This is a genomic window from Actinomadura fibrosa (genome assembly GCF_900659615.1).
Taxonomy (GTDB): Bacteria; Actinomycetota; Actinomycetes; order Streptosporangiales; family Streptosporangiaceae; genus Spirillospora; species Spirillospora fibrosa.
Window position 1 is genome coordinate 1 of sequence record NZ_CAACUY010000217.1, and the last position, 14,556, is coordinate 14,556.

At 75.2% G+C, this 14,556-nt stretch carries 13 protein-coding genes; 6 read left to right on the forward strand and 7 right to left on the reverse strand.

Features of this window, described 5'->3' with window-relative positions; translation table 11 throughout:
• Window positions 1–325, forward strand: a 325-nt coding sequence (locus tag E1300_RS39180; protein WP_165503192.1) for an alpha/beta hydrolase family protein, incomplete at its 5' end; no start/stop codon positions are given.
• A gap of 175 nt (window positions 326–500) precedes the next feature.
• On the opposite strand, the gene E1300_RS39185 is transcribed toward E1300_RS39180, so the two are convergent.
• Both E1300_RS39185 and E1300_RS39190 read right to left on the reverse strand, forming a co-directional pair.
• Window positions 501–1,373 (reverse strand): calcium-binding protein, encoded by an 873-nt coding sequence (locus tag E1300_RS39185; RefSeq protein ID WP_131762192.1) that lies wholly within the window; start codon window positions 1,371–1,373, stop codon window positions 501–503.
• A gap of 147 nt (window positions 1,374–1,520) precedes the next feature.
• Window positions 1,521–2,528, reverse strand: coding sequence for an oxygenase MpaB family protein (locus E1300_RS39190; RefSeq protein ID WP_131762194.1), 1,008 nt, complete (start codon window positions 2,526–2,528; stop codon window positions 1,521–1,523).
• Between the two features lie 86 nt (window positions 2,529–2,614).
• On the opposite strand from E1300_RS39190, the gene E1300_RS39195 reads away from it, so the two are divergent.
• Window positions 2,615–3,247 carry a TetR/AcrR family transcriptional regulator gene (locus E1300_RS39195; RefSeq protein ID WP_131762196.1) on the forward strand — a complete coding sequence of 211 codons (633 nt, stop codon included), beginning with the start codon at window positions 2,615–2,617 and terminating at the stop codon, window positions 3,245–3,247.
• A 21-nt stretch (window positions 3,248–3,268) separates the two neighbouring features.
• Here the strand turns inward: E1300_RS39195 and E1300_RS39200 are convergent, their stop codons facing one another.
• From E1300_RS39200 to E1300_RS39205, 3 genes are all read right to left on the reverse strand, one after another.
• Window positions 3,269–4,000 carry a dienelactone hydrolase family protein gene (locus E1300_RS39200; protein WP_131762197.1) on the reverse strand — a complete coding sequence of 244 codons (732 nt, stop codon included), beginning with the start codon at window positions 3,998–4,000 and terminating at the stop codon, window positions 3,269–3,271.
• Between the two features lie 121 nt (window positions 4,001–4,121).
• Window positions 4,122–4,271 (reverse strand): MFS transporter small subunit, encoded by a 150-nt coding sequence (locus E1300_RS50660; RefSeq protein ID WP_165503193.1) that lies wholly within the window; start codon window positions 4,269–4,271, stop codon window positions 4,122–4,124.
• Between the two features lie 25 nt (window positions 4,272–4,296).
• Entirely contained in the window at window positions 4,297–5,676 is a 1,380-nt protein-coding gene (locus tag E1300_RS39205; protein WP_131762199.1) for an OFA family MFS transporter, read from the reverse strand.
• A 393-nt stretch (window positions 5,677–6,069) separates the two neighbouring features.
• Between E1300_RS39205 and E1300_RS39210 the strand changes: the two genes are divergently transcribed.
• On the forward strand, window positions 6,070–7,068 hold the full coding sequence (locus E1300_RS39210; protein ID WP_207400209.1) for an alpha/beta hydrolase: 999 nt from the start codon (window positions 6,070–6,072) through the stop codon (window positions 7,066–7,068).
• Between the two features lie 44 nt (window positions 7,069–7,112).
• Here the strand turns inward: E1300_RS39210 and E1300_RS39215 are convergent, their stop codons facing one another.
• A complete protein-coding gene (locus E1300_RS39215; RefSeq protein ID WP_131762204.1) occupies window positions 7,113–7,910 on the reverse strand; it encodes a maleylpyruvate isomerase family mycothiol-dependent enzyme in 798 nt (265 codons plus the stop codon).
• Window positions 7,911–8,077: 167 nt separating this feature from the next.
• Here E1300_RS39215 and E1300_RS39220 point away from each other — a divergent pair, with 167 nt between their 5' ends.
• Window positions 8,078–10,657, forward strand: a complete 2,580-nt coding sequence (locus tag E1300_RS39220) for an ATP-dependent Clp protease ATP-binding subunit (RefSeq protein ID WP_131762206.1) — start codon at window positions 8,078–8,080, stop codon at window positions 10,655–10,657.
• A gap of 152 nt (window positions 10,658–10,809) precedes the next feature.
• On the opposite strand, the gene E1300_RS39225 is transcribed toward E1300_RS39220, so the two are convergent.
• Window positions 10,810–11,523: a TetR/AcrR family transcriptional regulator gene (locus E1300_RS39225; RefSeq protein ID WP_207400210.1), complete on the reverse strand. Its 714-nt coding sequence runs from the start codon at window positions 11,521–11,523 to the stop codon at window positions 10,810–10,812.
• A gap of 151 nt (window positions 11,524–11,674) precedes the next feature.
• Here E1300_RS39225 and E1300_RS39230 point away from each other — a divergent pair, with 151 nt between their 5' ends.
• Both E1300_RS39230 and E1300_RS39235 read left to right on the forward strand, forming a co-directional pair.
• Entirely contained in the window at window positions 11,675–13,120 is a 1,446-nt protein-coding gene (locus E1300_RS39230; RefSeq protein WP_131762209.1) for an FAD-binding oxidoreductase, read from the forward strand.
• Window positions 13,121–13,147: 27 nt separating this feature from the next.
• On the forward strand, window positions 13,148–14,556 hold a 1,409-nt coding region (locus E1300_RS39235), incomplete at its 3' end, for a DHA2 family efflux MFS transporter permease subunit (RefSeq protein ID WP_131762211.1).

The window sequence follows — 14,556 nt, forward strand, 5'->3', positions numbered from 1 at the left end:
CGCGCTGATCGGCGCGGCGCTCGCGGACGCGCCGGCGCGGGCCCGGGACGCGAGCCCGGTCGCGCACGTCACCGGCGGCGCCCCGCCGTTCCTCGTCCTGCACGGCGCCGCGGACTCCCTCGTCCCGGTGCGGCAGGGCGAGCGGCTGGCGGCGGCACTGCGGGACGCGGGCGCCCCCGTCGAGTTCCACGCCGTCCCGGGAGCGGACCACCTGTGGGCCGGCCTCCCGGACGACGAACTGGAGCAGGTCTTCACCCGCTCCCTGGAGTTCGCGAGCGACACCACCCGGCCCGCGCCGAGGGGCTTCGGCCTCAGCCCGCGATGACCTTGCGGTAGGCGCGGGGGCCGTCGTTCTGGAGGCATGGGTTCGGCCGGGCACCGTTCGCGGTACCCGGCCGGACCCTTCCCCCTCGGTGGCCCCTGGCCGCCTCACGCCCTTGGCTGTGCGCTGCCCCTTCTCGGCCCCCGAGGCGAGAACGGCCGGTGCGGCGCCGGGCGGCTCAGTGCAGGATCTCGGTGGTCTCGCAGCCGGTGAAGGCGTCCGGCGGCGAGTTGAACAGCCGCAGGTCGGAGGTGCAGTGGTCGGTGGCGGCGCCGCCGTCCAGCGTCCCGCCGCCCGTGCCGGTCAGGGTGTCGTTGCCGCCGAGGCCCTGGATCCGGTCGGCTCCGCCGCTGCCGGAGGAGATGACGTTCGGCCCGGCGTTGCCGGTCAGGGCGTCGCTCTGGAGGGTGCCCTCCAGGTTCTCGACGTCCGAGGCGATGGTGTCCCGGGCGCCCGCCGCGCCGTCCTCGGGACCGCCGTCGTCGCCCGCGGCGCCGTCGAGGTCGGCCCGCACCGCCGCCCTGCTCGCCACGTCGGAGTAGGACGCGGTGTCGGAGCCGCCGCCGCCCTGGAGCACGTCGGCGCCGAAGCCGCCCACCAGCGTGTCGGCGGCCGTCCCGCCGGTGAGGCGGTCGTTGCCGTCGCCGCCCTGGAGCTCGCCGATGAGGCCGGTCGCGTTGGTGATCGTGTCGTCGCCGTCCAGCCCGCGCACCCTCAGGTACGTGATGACGTCGGACGAGGTGCACCGCGCCTGGTGCGGGTTGACGAGCGTGCAGCCGTCGCCCGCGGTGAGCGTCGCCACCGGGTCGGTGATGGTGAAGGTGCCGCCGCTCCCGGCGACGGTGATCTGGTCGTTCAGCCCCACCGGGGCGTCGAGGCGCAGCACGCCCGCGCCGACGCGGGCGACGCCCGGCTTGCAGTCGCCGTAGCAGGGCGACGCCGTCGCGGGCTGCACGGCGATCACGCCGGGCACGACCGCGAGGGCCGCCGCGCCTCCGAGGACGCGGAGGGCGCGGCGATGGATCCGTCCTGGCCGGATTCGAGTGGACACGGAACTCTCCTCAGATGGAACGACCGGCCGGGGCGCCCGTGCGGGCGCGCCGCGGAGCCGGGCGCTGCGGGGAGTCGTCTTCTCGTTCGTCACTCACCACGGCCGGTGGCCTCGAACGGTTCAACGCCCATCTGGAGGGACCGTGGGTCAGGCCGTGGCCTCGACCTGCTCGCGGGTCAGGACGGGGTCCGGAGCCGCCGGCGCGGTGCGGGCGACCGGCGCCGTCGCGCCGCCGGCGACGCGGGCCCGCGCCTCGCGGAACTCCGGCAGCGGACCGGTGGCGTCGTGCAGGGCGTTGAGCGCCACCCACAGGGCGGTGCGGCGCGCCCGGAGCACGACCGGGTTGGGGCGCCGGTACAGGGCGAGCTTCTGGGCCCAGGCGGGCAGCATGTCGCGGGCGGCCCAGTCCATGAAGGCGCTGCCCGGCTCCCACGGCCTGACGCCGTTGCCTTCGAGGTTGGGGCCGGTCCCGAACGCCTTGATGGGGGTGAGCGCGAGGCGCGGCAGGTAGGACTCCAGGCAGTCGGCGACCTCGGCCTTCGTGGCGGGCAGGTCCGTCCCGCCGAGGGCCTCGCCGACGCGGACGAACTCGCGGTAGTAGCGCTCCAGGCCGTCGCCGCGCAGGGGGCGGCGGTGGTAGCGCTCGTGCGCGGTCGCGATGCCCCAGACCACGGTGGCGTAGTTCCAGCGCAGCCACTCGGGGTCGTCGGCGTCGTAGGGCAGCCCGTCCGGCCGGGTGCCCTTCACCGTGTGGTGCATGGCGCGGACGGTCCGCGCCAGCCGCTCGGCGGTCGCGGTCGACCCGTAGGCCGTGCCGATGAAGAACGACAGGGAGTGCCCGAGGCGGACCGCGGCCCCCTCGGGGTCGATCTCGCCAGTCGGGACGCCGTCCTCCCCGCGCTTGGCGAGTCGCGAATGGTCGTACCCCATCCAGCTGATGCTGGGGTCGAGGCCCTCGATGTAGGCGGCGCCGACCAGGCCGAGGATCAGGGTCGGCAGGTGGGAGTGCACGTACCAGACGGCGCTGCCGGGGCCGAACCAGCCGGGGTCGCCCGCCGGGCCCGCGAAGTCGAGGCCCCGGAAGAACCGCGAGCGGATGTCGGCGTCGAACGCCCGCTCGAACCGTGTCGCGAGGATGTTGGCTCTCGATGGCATCCGGCGCTCCCGCCCTCTTCTGGCTACGGCTGTAGCCAGAGTAAGCGTCTGGGTACGACCGTGTCCAGACTTGGTATCGTGCTCGCATGACGAGCGCGCGGACGGCCGCCTCCACCCGGTGGGCGGGGATTCCCGCCGACAGGCGCAGGGACGAGCGGCGCGACATGCTCGTGCGCGCGGCGTTCCGGCTGTTCGGCGACGAGGGCGAGGGGGCCCTGACGGTCCGGGCGGTGTGCCGCGGGGCCGAGCTGCACACCCGCTACTTCTACGAGAACTTCGCCGACACCGGCGAGTTGCTCGCGGCCGTCTACGACGAGCAGGCCGCCGCGCTCGGCGAGGTCCTGGCCAGGGCCCTCGACGAGGCGGGCGCCGGGCCGGAGGCCCGCACCCGCGCCGGCATCCGCGCCGTGCTGCGGTTCATCAGCGACGACCCGCGCCGGGGCCGCGTCCTGTTCGTGGAGGCGCGCGGCAACGAGGTCCTCGCGGCGCGGCGCCGGGCCGCGCAGACGGCGCTGCTGGACGGCCTCGTCGCGATGAGCCGCGCGGACGGGCCGCCGCTGCCGGTCGTCATCGCCGCCACCATGTTCACCGGCGCCATGACCGAGCTGGCCCAGCAGTGGGCGGACGGGCGGCTCGGCCGCGACCTGGACGCGGTCGTCGACAGCGCCGTCGCGTTCTCCCTCGCGCTCCACGCCGCCAACGCAGACCAGCTCCGCTGACGGCGCGGGCCCGCTCCGCCGCTACGGCGCCTGCTCCGGCGGCGGCGCGGTGACGTGCTCGTCGAAGAACGTGAAGATCCGGTCCCAGCCGTCGGCGGCGTTCTCCCGTCCCTTGCCGATGCCGAACGCGATCCGCGTGACGGGCCCGAGCGGGGCGGGCGGCGTGTACGCGGTGAGGAAGGAGTGGCCGGTGCCCGGGTACTCCTTGACGTCGTGCGTCACCCCGGCGGTGGTCAGCGCGCGATCGAGCTTGCGCGCGGCCCCGCGCAGGGTGCGGTCCTCGGCGCCGTAGCTCGCGACGATCGGGCAGGCCCCGCGCAGCGACTTTTCCGGCCTGCGCGGCAGCATGCCGTAGTTGGCCGACGCGGCCTGGAAGCCGTACCGGGCGGCCGCGACCAGCGCGAACCCGCCGCCCATGCAGAAACCCGCCACGCCCGTGGCGCCGGTGCAGTCGGGACGTCCGGCGAGCCACGCCCGGGTCGCCTCGATGTGGTCGTAGGTGGGCCCGCGCTGGGCGCGCATGTCGCGCAGCGCCTTCAGCACGCACCGCACCCACGGCGCCCCGCCGTACAGGTCGGGCAGCACGGCGAGGTAGCCGTGCTCGGCGAACCGGTCGGTCGCGGCGCGCATGTCGGCGTTGGCGCCCATCGCCTCGAACAGGACGACGACGCCCGGCCAGGGGCCGTCGCCGTCCGGCACCGCGAGGTATCCGGGCAGGGTCCCGTCCCCCACGGGGATGGTGACGTCGGCCATGCCGCCTCACTCCTTCCGGCTCGCGCGCCACAGGTGCGGCTCAACGTACAGTGCACGCCACCGGAATGTCAGGCCGGGGTGATCTGCACCATACGGCCGCCTCCCGCTGTCCGGCGGGCGGTCAGCCGCCGAAAAGCGGAAGGATGGCCCGGATCGTCTCGACGACGCCGTAGACGAGCGGGACGCCCACGATCAGCCAGGAGACGACGAGACGCGGGACGTCGGAGCCGGCGGCCTCCGGTTCGGGTCCCGCCGGTTCGGTGTGCGCCATGGGTGCGCCTTTCGGTGGTCGGGGCTCAGGATGCCTGGCTGGGGACGCGGGACGCAGTCTCCGGGAGGTGGTGGCGTTCGGCGACCGGGCGGATGAGCAGGTTGGCGACGAAGCCGACCGCGAGGACGCCGACCATCGTGAACAGCGCGGGGCGGTAGTCGGCGGCCACGAGCGCGCCCGGCTCGCCCCGGGCGTCCAGGAACCGGTTGACGATGAGCGGGCCGGCGACGCCCGCCACCGACCAGGCGGTCAGCAGCCGGCCGTGGATGGCGCCGACCTGGTAGGTCCCGAAGAGGTCGCGCAGGTAGGCGGGGACGGTCGCGAACCCGCCGCCGTAGAACGAGAGGATCAGCGCGGCGAGCGCGACGAACAGCGCGACGGAGGCGTCGCCGGCCGAGGCGAGCAGGGCGTAGGCGACCATCCCGATACCGAGGTAGCCCATGTACGCGGGCTTGCGGCCGACGTAGTCCGACGTCGAGGACCACACGAACCGGCCCGCCATGTTGAACATCGAGAGCAGCCCGACGAACCCCGCCGCCTCGGTCGCCGTCACCGAGGTCCTCCCGTCGTCGCCGCGGAAGAAGTCGCTGATCATCGGCCCGGCCTGCTCCAGGATCCCGATCCCGGCGGTGACGTTGCACAGCAGGACCGTCCAGAGCAGCCAGAACTGCGGTGTCGCGAGCGCCGACGCGGCCGACACGTCGCGGGACGTGACCAGCGACCCCGACCGCTCCGGCGCGGGCGCGAACCCGGCCGGGCGCCAGCCGGGCGGCGGCACCCGGACGTTGAAGACGCCGAGCATCATCACCGCGAAGTAGGCGACGCCGAGCGTCACGAACAGCTTGGCGACCGCCGCGCCGGACGGGACCTCGGCGTCCGGGTCGTAGAGCTCCAGCAGCCGCCGCGACAGCGGCGAGGCGACCAGCGCGCCGCCGCCGAATCCCATGATCGCCATGCCCGTCGCGAGGCCGGGCCGGTCCGGGAACCACTTGATCAGCGTGGACACCGGCGAGATGTAGCCGATGCCGAGGCCGATCCCGCCGATGACCCCGTAGCCGAGGTAGAGGAGCCAGAGCCACCCGGCGGCGATGCCGACCGCGCCGACGAGGAACCCCGCCGCCCAGAAGCAGGCCGCGGTGAACATCGCCCGCCGCGGCCCGACCCGGTCGACCCAGGTGCCCATGACGGCCGCGGACGCGCCGAGCATGACGATCGCGATCGAGAACACGACGCCGACCGCGGTCAGGCTGACGTCGAAGTGCGCGACGAGCGCGGGCTTGTAGACGCTGGTGGCGTACACCTGGCCGATGCACAGGTGGACGGCCAGCGCCGCCGGCGGGATGAGCCAGCGGTTGTACCCCGGCGGGGCCACGGTGTGCCGCTGGTCGAGGAAGGAGAGGGCCACTGCGAACCTCCGGGAGCGGGACGGCTGTGTCAGGAGGCGGCGCCGGACCAGGGAACCGGGACACGGCGGGGCGAGCGTGCGGGAGTGAGCCAGATCACAGGGAGCGCGATACGACGAAGATAAACACCATCGTGACGTTGGTCAAAGATCCAGTGGCAGCAATGTCGCGCGCCCGCCACCCGGAGGAGGGGGTTTCCGCTCTGCGGAATGGGTCTTGAACGCGGTTCGGAGTGTGCATATGTTGCCGTACACAACATATGACCCAGATCACATCCGGCTCAGTCGGCGCGTCTCCGCCACCGCCCGCCCCGCCAGGTGCTTCAACGCCTGATCCGTGGGGGCCGCCCACCGCCCCGGGCGGCCCTCGCTCCCCCACCCCCAGGGAGAAGACCGGTGAACCGCCTCCTCACGATCGCGCCCGTCCTCTCGGCGCTCACCCTCACCCTGCTCGCCGCTCCCCCCGCCCACGCCCAGGACCCCGCCGCCGTCGCCGTCACCGCTCTGCGCACATCGCCCCGGGCTCCGGACGGCGCGCGCATCACCAAGGCGGAGCGGGTCGACGCCCGGACGGTCGACCTCACCATCGCCTCCCCCGCCCTCGGACGGGACGGCCACGCCCGCGTCCTGCTCCCGCCCTCCTACAGGCCGCGCCACCGCCATCCGGTGCTGTACCTCCTGCACGGATGCTGCGACGCCATTCCCGGTTGGACGGCCTGGACGGCGAACACCGACGTCGAGGCCCTGAGCGCGCGCTCCCGCGCCATGGTCGTCATGCCGGAGGCGGGCCCCGACGGCATGTACACCGACTGGTACAACGGCGGGCGGTACGGCCCGCCCGCCTGGGAGACGTTCCATCTGGCCGAGCTGCGCGCCCTGGTCGAGCGCGGTCTCGGAGCCGGTCCGCGGCGGGCGGTCGCCGGGCTGTCCATGGGCGGCCTCGGCGCGCTCGCCTACGCGGCCCGCCACCCCGGCATGTTCCGCGCGTCCGCCTCGTTCAGCGGCCTCGCCGACACCGTGGGCTTCGCCGACGGCCTGATGGACCTCGTCGCCGCCTACGGCGACGACCCCCTCGGGCCCTTCGGCGATCCGGTGGAGCAGGCGGCCGTCTGGCGCGCCCACAACCCCCTCGACCTCGTCCCGAGGCTGCGCGGCGTGCGCCTCTTCGTCGCCTCGGGCGACGGCCGGCCCGGCCCGCTCGATGCGCCCGGCACGCCCCAGGACGCGCTGGAGGCGTCGCTCGGCCAGGCCAACGCGGCGTTCGTCGCGAAGGCCCGCCGCCATCACCTCGACCTGACCGCCGACCTGTACGGCCCGGGCACGCACACCTGGCCCTACTGGGAGCGGGAGCTGCACCGGGCGTTCCCCCTGCTGATGCGCGCGATCTCCGGCTGACGGCAGGACCGGGCGGCGCCCTGGCGAGGCCCTGGCGACGCCTGTCAGGCGGCGTAGTTGCGGAGGAGGCGCAGCGCGTCGGCGGCCTGCGGTCCCTCGGCGACGAGGCCGGTCCGCTCCGGGGCGAGCCTGCGGGCGCCCACGCGGCAGAACTCGGACGCCGAACCGGTGATCCGCGTCGCGGCGGCCGGGTCGCCGAACGTCCAGCGGTCCCCGTCCGGGCCGGTGAGGTCGCAGAAGACCGGGACGGCCGGCAACCCGTCCAGGGAGAAGGCGTAGGGCAACGTGCGGTGGCCCAGCCAGGCGATATGGCGGATCCGGGCGGTGTCGGGGTGGTCGATGCCCAGCGGGACGGTGATGTCCAGGCCGTGCGCCCAGTGCTCGGCGAGCCGGGTCGTCGCGAGCGTGCGCGGGGACAGCGAGGTCCGCACCCAGGGCAGGCGCGTCCCCGGCGGCTGGGCGCGCAGCCTTCCGGGCGTGGCGAACGCGGCCTCGCGCCAGCGCGCGAGGATCTCCGCGGGCGGCGTGCCGCGCTCGGCCGCGACCATGTCCGCGGCGACGCCGTCCATGGTGTCGGCCGCCGAAAGGAAGACCCCGTCCGCGCCGCCGGAGGCACCGGCCGCGATGCCGACGCCCGTGTCGGCGCCCGCGCCGGCGGCCTCGCCCGCGGCCGGAGCGAGGACGCCGATCCCCTCCTCGGCCTGCGCGAGGTGCAGGACGACGTCGGCGACGGTCCAGCCGGCCGCCCCGGACTCCGCGGACCACTGCTCCGGCGCCAGGGACGCCAGGACCGCGTCCAGTCTCCGGTACTCCGCGTCGAGGTCATCGAAGACGTCCGCCATCCCGCCACGCTACCGACTTGCAGCTCTACCAGGGCAGACGCGGCATTTTGGACGTCCGCCGAGGCGTTTCCGGTCCGGGCGGATGGGCAGGTCAAGACCGTTGCGATCCGCCGCCGCGCCGCACCGGGCCGGCCGCGGAGGCATGCCGACACGGGGGGATCTCGGACATGACATCGGGGTGGCAGGGCGCCGAGGGCAGGGAGTCCTTCGAGGAGATGCTCGCGCGGTTCTTCGGCGCGCGGGCGCACCGCCGTCCGATGGAGCAGATCAGCATCGCGCGGCTGATGAGCGAGCCCGCCCGCGAGCTCGTCCGGGACGCGGCCACGCAGGCGGCCCGCTGGGGAAGCACCGACCTCGACACCGAGCACCTGCTGTGGGCGGCGACCCGGCAGCAGGGGACGCGGCAGTGGCTGGCCCGCGCCGGCGCCGACCCGGACAAGATCCAGGACGACCTGGCGACGACCGTCCCCAAGCGGGAGCCGCGCGACCTCCCGCCCCATCTGACGCCGTCGGCGAAGCGCGCGCTGCTGGACTCCCACCAGGTGTCGCGCGCGCTCGGCTCGTCCTACATCGGCCCCGAGCACCTGCTGTTCGCGCTGGCCCTCGACCGCGACTCCAACGCGGGCCGCATCCTGGACGCCGCGCACGTCACGCCGGACGCGCTCCAGTCGGCCGCGGGCGGCGGCCCGCCGCCGAGCGGGCCCGGCGGCGGGAACGGCGGCCCGCCGCCGTCGAGCACGCCGACGCTGGACGAGTTCGGCCGCGACCTGACCGAGCTCGCCCGGGAGGGGCGCGTGGACCCGGTGATCGGCCGGGAGCAGGAGATCGAGCAGACCGTCGAGGTGCTGTCGCGGCGCACCAAGAACAACCCCGTGCTGATCGGCGACCCCGGCGTGGGCAAGACGGCGATCGCCGAGGGCCTCGCCCAGCGCATCGTGGACGACGAGGTCCCGCGGACGCTGCACGGCAAGCGGCTCGTCCAGCTCGACCTCGGCGGCGTCATCGCGGGCACCCGCTACCGGGGCGACTTCGAGGAGCGGCTGAAGAAGGTCGTCGACGAGATCCGCGACCACGCGGACGAGCTGGTCGTGTTCATCGACGAGATCCACACGCTGGTCGGCGCGGGCGGCGCCGAGGGCGGCATCAACGCGGGCAACCTGCTGAAGCCGGCGCTGGCCCGCGGCGAGCTGCACGTGGTCGGCGCGACCACGATCGACGAGTACCGCCGCACGATCGAGAAGGACGCCGCGCTGGAGCGGCGGTTCCAGCCGATCCTGGTGCCCGAGCCGAGCGTCGACGACAGCATCGAGATCCTGCGCGGCCTGCGCGACCGCTACGAGGCGCACCACCAGGTGCGGTTCACCGACGAGGCGCTGGTCGCGGCGGTCGACCTCGCGAGCCGCTACCTCACCGACCGGTTCCTGCCGGACAAGGCGATCGACCTGATCGACCAGGCGGGCGCCCGCGTGCGGCTCCGCGCGGGCACCCGGGACGGCGGGCGCCGCGAGCTGGAGGAGCGGCTGGAGCGGCGGCGCCGCGAGAAGGACCAGGCCGTCGCCGACGAGGACTACGAGAAGGCGTCCGAGCTGCGCGACGAGGTCGCGCGCCTGGAGGACGACCTCGCCGCCGCGCTCGACGACGGCGCCCCGGCGACGGTGCCCGAGGTCACCACCGAGGACATCGCCGAGGTCGTGTCGCGGATCAGCGGGGTGCCGGTCACGCAGCTCACCGAGGCGGAGCGGGAGCGCCTGACCCGCCTGGAGGAGCACCTGCACGAGCGCGTGGTCGGCCAGGAGGACGCGGTCGCGGCGGTGGCGCGGGCCGTCCGGCGCTCCCGCGCCGGGATGGGCGACCCGGACCGGCCGATCGGCGGGTTCCTGTTCCTCGGCCCGACCGGCGTCGGCAAGACGGAGCTGGCGAAGGCGCTCGCGGAGGCGCTGTTCGGCAGCCGCGACCGCATGGTCCGCTTCGACATGAGCGAGTTCCAGGAGCGGCACACGGTCAGCCGCCTGGTGGGCGCCCCGCCCGGCTACATCGGCTACGACGAGGCGGGGCAGCTCACCGAGGCGGTGCGGCGGCGCCCGTACTCGGTGATCCTCCTGGACGAGATCGAGAAGGCGCACCACGACGTCTTCAACGTGCTGCTGCAACTGCTCGACGACGGGCGCCTCACCGACGCGCAGGGCCGCACCGTCGACTTCCGCAACACCGTGGTGATCATGACGAGCAACCTCGGCTCGGACCTGATCACCGGCCAGGTCGAGATGGGCTTCGGCACGGCCGGGGACGGCGGCGGGAGCGGCGGCTCCGGCGCCGCGGGCGCGCTCCGGGACCGCGTCATGCGGCGGCTGCGCGAATCGTTCCGGCCGGAGTTCCTCAACCGCATCGACGAGATCATCGTGTTCGGGCGGCTGGAGCCCGAGCAGCTCCGCCGGATCACCGACCTGCTGCTCGACGAGACGCGCCGCCGGCTGCGCGCGCAGGGCGTGACCGTCCACGTCACGACCGCCGCGGTGGACCTCCTCGCCGAGCGCGGCCACCAGCCCGAGTTCGGCGCCCGGCCGCTGCGCCGCACGATCCAGCGCGAGGTGGACGACCGGCTGTCGGACCTGCTGCTGTCCGGCGAGCTGCGGGAGGGCCGCCACGTCGAGGTGGACGCGGTGGGCGGCGACCTGGAGTTCCGCATCAGCGACGTGGGGCAGGCGCCGCCCGAGCCGGTCCCCGACCGCGCGGAGCTGGACGGCTGACCCTCCCGCCCGCGGCGCGGAACAGAGCGCCGCCCAGCTCAGTGCGGTTTCAGAGGGCGGCCCCAGACGGCAGGCCCAGACGGCAGGCCCAGGCGACAGATCGAGGCGGCAGATCGAGGCGGGGGCTCAGGCGGCAGGATCCAGCGGCGGGCTCAGGGGCGCCCTTGGGCGCCCTCGTCGGTGCCGCCGGGGCCGTCGTCGTCCGGCGCCGGACGGCGGGCCGGGGACATCGCCTGGAGGTCGTCGAGGCCGAGCGCCGGGCCCTCGATGCCCGCGGCGCCGTGCGGCGCCGGGCGCAGGCCGTTGACGAGCAGGTCGAGGTGGCGGTGCCCGAGCCGCCCGTTCAGCTCCGGGGAGAACGAGCCGGGCAGCGGGCGGGACAGCCGGACGACCAGCAGCCCGATGTCGCCGAAGGTGACGTCCGGGCGCAGCGACCCGGCCCGGTGGGCGCGGTCGATCATCTCCTGGAGCGCCGCGGCGCCGTCCTCGCGCGCGGCGGTGAGCTCCTCGTCCTCGAACGGGATCTCCTCCAGCAGCGCGGGGATCACGGCGCCGGTGCGGATGTCCAGCGCGGCGTGCATGTAGCGGACGACGGCGGCGAACGGGTCGTCCGGCTCGGCGGCCAGGGCCTCGCGAGCGGCCTCGGCGGTGCGGTGCAGGGCGTCCACGACGACGGCCCGGATGAGGGCCCTCCGGTCCGGGAAGCGCCGGTAGAGCGTGGCGATGCCGGTGCCCGCCCGGCGGGCGATCTCCTCCAACGGGGCGCCGGGGCCCTGCGCGACGAACGCGTCCCGGGCGGCCGCCATGATCCGCTCGCGGTTGTCGCGGGCGTCGGCCCGGAGCGGGCGGGTGCGCGCCTGTGCCATCGCTGCCTCCTCGGCGTCTCGGCTCCACGATAGCAGCATGCGGAGGAAGTCCCTCCAGAAAAACGGCGACAAGTGGAGACTTTTCCTCCACCTGGTGTTACCGTCGGCATCAAGCGGAGGAAAAACCTCCGCATCATGCGGAGGCAGAACGATGACGATCACGACCTGCACGGCACCGCCGGACGGACGCACGGCCGCGGGCACGGCGACGGGCGCGAGGGTGAGCCCGGTCGCGGGTGCGCTCAGCGGGTTCGGCGGGCCGGTCCACGTGCCCGGCGACGATGGCTACGACGCGAACCGGGCCGCACTGCACGCCCATCTGGACCCGCGGCCGGCGCTGGTGGCCGAGGCGACGGGACCCGAGGACGTGCGGACCGCGGTCCTCGCGGCGCGGCGGCTCGGCCTGACGCCGGCGGTGCAGGCGACGGGACCCGAGGACGTGCGGACCGCGGTCCTCGCGGCGCGGCGGCTCGGCCTGACGCCGGCGGTGCAGGCGACGGGGCACGGCACCGTCGTCCCGGCCGACGGCGGGCTGCTGCTGAAGACGTCGCGGATGGCGGGGGTGCTGGTCGATCCCGGCCGGGCCGTCGCCCGGGTCGGGCCGGGCGCGCGCTGGGGCGACGTCATCGCCGCCGCCGCGCCGTTCGGGCTGGCGCCGCTGTCCGGGTCGTCGCCGTCGGTCGGCGTCACCGGATACACGCTCGGCGGCGGGATGGGATGGATGTCGCGCAAGTACGGGTTCGCCGCCGACAGCCTGCTGCGCGCCGACCTCGTCACCGCCGACGGCCGCCGGGTGACCGCGACGGCCGGCCGCCACCGGGATCTGTTCTGGGCCCTGCGCGGCGGAGGCGGCAACTTCGGCGTGGTGACCTCGCTGGAGTTCCGCCTGCACCCGGTCGAGCGGGTGCACGGCGGCACGATGTACTTCCCCGCTGGCCGCGCCGCCGCCGTGCTCGCCCGGTTCCGCGAGGTCGCCGCGGACCTGCCGGACGAGCTGGCGGTGTCGGTGCTGGTCATGCGCGAGGCGCCGGCGGGCACCGGCGTGGCGCCGGGCGTCCCGGTCCTCGCCGTCCGCGCCGTCCACACAGGGGACGCGGGCGACGCCGAACGCGCGCTGCGCCCCCTGGTGCGGGCCGCCGGGCGTCCGCTGCACGACGGCCTCCGCACGATGCCCTACGCCGGGACCGGCACGATCGGCGGTATCGCACCGCAGCGGTTCGAGCTGTTCCGCGATCTGCCCGACGCGGTCGTCGAGGCGGTCGTGGACGCCGCCGGGCGGCCCGGCGCGCCCGCTGCCGCGGCCGAGGTGCGGCTGTGGGGCGGCGCGATCGCCCGCGCGGCCGAGGAGCAGGGCCGGGAGGCGGGGCCCGCTGGCCATCGCGACGTCCGCTACTCGATCGCGGTGGACGGGCCCGCCGAGGCCGCCGCCGCGCTGGAGCCGCACGCGACCGGCGGCTCCTTCCTCAACTTCCTGGCGGATCCCGGCAGGGTCCACACCGCCTACACCCCGGCGAACCTCCGCAGGCTGCGGCAGATCAAGCGCGCCTACGACCCGGACAACCTGTTCCGCCTCAACCACAACATCACGCCCGCCTGACCCCCCTCACAAATCTGGAGTTCCGCCATGGCACACGCGACGACGTCCACGAAGGCAGGGAAGACCGATTCCGGCGGCGGCATCGACCGGCGGCTGGCCGGGGCGTGCGCCGCCGTGGTCCTCGGCACCGTCATGTCGATCCTGGACGCGACGATCGTCAATGTCGCGACCCGGACGCTCGGGCAGGACCTGAACGCCTCGATCGGCACGATCCAGTGGGTGCTGACCGGCTACCTCCTCGGCTTCGCCGGGGTGATCCCGCTGACCGGCTGGGCGGCCGACCGGTTCGGCGCCAAGCGCGTCTGGATCGCGGCCCTGGCTTTGTTCCTCGCCGGTTCCGCGCTCGCCGCGGCGGCCTGGTCGGTGGAGTGGCTGATCGCCTTCCGGGTCGTGCAGGGCGTCGGCGGCGGCCTCATCGTCCCCGTCGGGCAGGGCATCCTCGCCCGCGCCGCCGGCCCGGAGCGGATGGGCCGGGTGATGGGGTTCATCGGGCTGCCGCTGCTGCTCGGCTCGGTGGCGGGCCCGGTGATCGGCGGGGTGATCCTCGCCTCGGCGAGCTGGCGCTGGATCTTCCTGATCAACCTGCCGGTCGGCGCCGCCGCGATCGTGCTGGCGCGGCGCCTGCTGCCCGGCTCCGCGCCCCGTCCCGGCACCGGGCTCGACCTGCGCGGGCTGGTCCTGCTCTGCGCCGGCGTCACCGCCTTCGCCTACGGCATGTCCGAGGCGGGCGGCCCGGACGGCTTCGCGGCGCCGCGCACCGCGGCGTTCCTCGCCGCCGGAACCGCGCTCGTCCTGCTGTACGTGCCGCACGCCCGCGCCCGCGGGTCCCGCGCGCTCATCGACATCGCGCTGTTCCGCGACCGCGGGTTCGCCGCCGCGGCGGCCACCAACTTCGCCGTCGCGGTCGCGCTGTTCGGCGTGCTGGTCCTGCTGCCGCTGTACTGGCAGGTGGTCCGCGGCCACGGCGCCCTCGCCACCGGCCTGCTGCTGGCGCCGCAGGCGCTCGGCGCGGCCGCCGCCATGCCGCTCGCCGGGCGGCTCACCGACCGGTTCGGGGCGGGGCTCGTCGTCCCCGCCGGGATCGTCCTGGGCCTGCTCGGCACCGCCGTCTACACGCAGGTGGAGGCCGGCACCCCGACCGCCGTGCTGGCCGCCGCGCTGTTCGTCATCGGGCTCGGGCTCGGCGCGACGATCATGCCGTCGATGGCGGCGGGCTACCGGACGCTGCCGCCGCACGCGATCGGCGCGGCGACCAGCGCACTGAACACCGTCCAGCGGCTCGGCGCCTCGATCGGCACGGCCGTCCTCGCGGTGACGCTCCAGCACGGGATCACCGAGCGGGTCCCCGGCGTGGGCGCGCGGGCCCTCGGCCCGCTGCCCGCCCCCGTCCGGGCGCGGGTCGCCGCGCCGCTCGCCGACGCGTTCGGCGCGGCGTT

What these genes read in the sequence shown, in the direction of transcription:
- E1300_RS39225 (WP_207400210.1), bottom strand. Translation starts at nt 11,523, where the DNA reads ATGGCACAGGCGCGCACCCGCCCGCTCCGGGCCGACGCCCGCGACAAC.
- E1300_RS50660 (WP_165503193.1), bottom strand. Translation starts at nt 4,271, where the DNA reads ATGGCGCACACCGAACCGGCGGGACCCGAACCGGAGGCCGCCGGCTCC.
- E1300_RS39215 (WP_131762204.1), bottom strand. Translation starts at nt 7,910, where the DNA reads ATGGCGGACGTCTTCGATGACCTCGACGCGGAGTACCGGAGACTGGAC.
- E1300_RS39230 (WP_131762209.1), top strand. Translation starts at nt 11,675, where the DNA reads ATGACGATCACGACCTGCACGGCACCGCCGGACGGACGCACGGCCGCG.
- E1300_RS39195 (WP_131762196.1), top strand. Translation starts at nt 2,615, where the DNA reads ATGACGAGCGCGCGGACGGCCGCCTCCACCCGGTGGGCGGGGATTCCC.
- E1300_RS39190 (WP_131762194.1), bottom strand. Translation starts at nt 2,528, where the DNA reads ATGCCATCGAGAGCCAACATCCTCGCGACACGGTTCGAGCGGGCGTTC.
- E1300_RS39200 (WP_131762197.1), bottom strand. Translation starts at nt 4,000, where the DNA reads ATGGCCGACGTCACCATCCCCGTGGGGGACGGGACCCTGCCCGGATAC.
- E1300_RS39220 (WP_131762206.1), top strand. Translation starts at nt 8,078, where the DNA reads ATGACATCGGGGTGGCAGGGCGCCGAGGGCAGGGAGTCCTTCGAGGAG.